This is a genomic window from Spiroplasma sp. hyd1, from assembly GCF_016082235.1.
GTDB classification, from domain to species: Bacteria; Bacillota_I; Bacilli_A; order Mycoplasmatales; family Mycoplasmataceae; genus Spiroplasma; species Spiroplasma poulsonii.
Window position 1 is genome coordinate 1 of record NZ_JXYY01000096.1, and the last position, 2,049, is coordinate 2,049.

2 protein-coding genes are annotated in these 2,049 nt (G+C 32.4%); both read left to right on the forward strand.

The annotated features are described in order from the left end of the window. The coding region (locus tag TS70_RS06395; RefSeq protein WP_443028840.1) for an Mbov_0396 family ICE element transmembrane protein at nt 1-1,319 on the forward strand (1,319 nt) is incomplete at its 5' end. Nucleotides 1,320-1,556: 237 nt separating this feature from the next. Then, a partial coding sequence (locus tag TS70_RS06400; RefSeq protein WP_198049762.1) for a hypothetical protein occupies nt 1,557-2,049 on the forward strand: 493 nt, incomplete at its 3' end.

Sequence of the window (2,049 nt, forward strand, 5' to 3'; positions counted from 1 at the left end):
TTTTCTTTTTGACTAATTTTGCAATTGCTAACATTGCCAAAATGATTACATCGGGATTTGGTGGTGAAAACGGAAATATTGCAAACTATCTATACAATATCGGAAATACCAATTGAGATGGTAGTGGTGATAATATACCAAACAATTATTCCTATCCTGACAATATTGGTGATTTTAATATGATTGCCGAAGTTTTTGGAGTGTGATTTATGTTGTTTGCAATGTTTATGATTGGAATTGCTTTGGTACAAAAAATAATCGAATTGTTTTTCTTATTTATTATTTCGCCATGAGTAATGGTTATTATGACAATTGACAATGGTAAAGGAGCATTTATTTGAAAAGATATGGTAATTGCAAAATTTCTAGCATCAACCGCCACTTTAACAGGATATTTTATTTTTATGACAACAATTCAAACAATTTTAAGCACTAATTTAGCAGGTTTAGGCATTGAGGGGATTGGAAAATCATTGTTTGTTATTCTGTTTATGTGCGGTGGTGGCTTGGCAGTAATGGCGTTTTCGGATGTTGTTGCCAATCTGATTGGCGAAGCAGCTGGTGTTCGGGAAGGTATGAGTTCAATGAAATCAACTGTTGCTGGTGGAATGATGGCAATGGGTGCTGGAAAAATAGCAGGAAAAGCATTCGGATTTGCCAAAAGCAAAAGAGCCAAACGAGCAATGGCAATGGGTGGTTCTGGAATGGCAGATAAAACCATGAACGCGATGGGTTCTGGTGGTGATTGAGGGGATAATGAAACAGCAAGCAGTCAATCTCGCCAAGAAAAACCCCTTGACTTTCGCCATTTCTGACACGCCACTGAGGGAATGAGTTCGCGTGCTGGGATTGTTGGTTTAGCAGGCTTTGGACTTGGAGTCACAACCCTAGCAACAAGTAAACTAGTGGGAGCAGCTCGCGGTGGTGGAACAAAAGGATTTTTCCGCCAAATTGGAATTGGAGTTGCAACACCATTCAAAGCAATCGGTAAAAGATTTAACCCACAACTGGCCAGCAAAGGAAATCAAGAAAATAAAAGAAATACAGAAGATTTTGGTAAGATAAAAGAAAAATCTTTAAACAAAAAACTAGGGAAAGTAAATAAAGTAAAAGATAAATTAAACATTCCAAATAATAGTTTTGTTTTTGTTAATCCACAAAATAAACAACAAGCAAAACACAATAAACCAGTTAAAAAAGTTTATAAAAAAGAAGATAAACTTAATAAAAATATTGGTAGCCATATTACAAAACAAAATGCAATACAGAAAAAATGAGATGAAAAAGCTGCCAAAAAAGCAGAAAAGAAAAAGTCATAAATAAAAAACACCTGACAAAAATTATAAATTTGATATAATTTAGGTAAAGGAGTGATAAATTATGGGATTATGACGATTATTAGGTGGCGAAGTCAATTGAGAACGCGTTGCCAAAATGCAAAATAAAGCACATTTGAGCGAAATTCATAGTGCAATTATTCATGCACTCGGGGGGGATCATCAATCAATATTCCTCTAAGTATTGACAAAAGAAATGATGATGACAAAAATAATGTCATGTGAGTATTAGAAAAGTTTGGTCGTAAAATTCCTACAACTGCTAAATATCCATGATTAAAACCATTTGATAATGCTGGTAATTTAAATCCTAAAAATGCCGAACAAAATGAATGAGATCAAGCTTGGGAATGATACGACGAATATAAAAAAGGTGCAATTCCTTTTCTAGAATATCGGATTCAAATCAGAGAAAAAGAAATGAAAGAACATGAAAATAAATTTATTCTTTATAAACAAGAAATAGAATATTATGAAATATGAAAAAAAAGTGAAAATAAAACAAAATGAAATAAAATAGATAAACCATCTAAAACAACACATAAATTAATAAAATACTATGAAGAAAATATTCCTGAACAAAAAGCAGAAATTGCAAAATTAAAAAAAGAATTGGAATCATTAAAAGCAAAAGAAATACAAACACAACCTGACTTAACCCTTGAAAATGAAAATTTACGCTTAAAAAAAGAAATTTTAGAAATGGAACTAA